Origin of the sequence: Sphaerotilus sulfidivorans, from assembly GCF_013426975.1 — a bacterium.
In the GTDB taxonomy this organism is placed as follows: Bacteria; Pseudomonadota; Gammaproteobacteria; order Burkholderiales; family Burkholderiaceae_C; genus Sphaerotilus; species Sphaerotilus sulfidivorans.
In genome coordinates this window covers 1-209 of sequence record NZ_JACCPY010000125.1, presented here as the reverse complement: position 1 = coordinate 209, position 209 = coordinate 1, and the positions used below count along the sequence as shown (strand labels likewise).

1 protein-coding gene is annotated in these 209 nt (G+C 68.9%); it reads right to left on the bottom strand.

Annotated elements, in window-relative coordinates; genetic code table 11:
* The coding region (locus HZU84_RS20230) for a hypothetical protein (RefSeq protein WP_180693145.1) at window positions 1–209 on the bottom strand (209 nt) is incomplete at both ends.

Genomic DNA, 209 nt, shown 5'->3' with positions numbered 1-209 from the left:
CGCGGTCTGACCTTCGACGACGGACGCAGGCCCCGCGATCGAGACCAGACAGGTGTCCTCGGCGCCCGGCGTGCCGCCGCCCGGGCCTCCGACATCATCGGTAACGAGGGTGGTGACCGAACCCTTGTCCGGATCTGCCGCAATCGCCTCGAAGCCGCCGCCGGTGATCTCGCCGACCGAGATGGTGATGCTTTCCGAGCCTTCGGCCA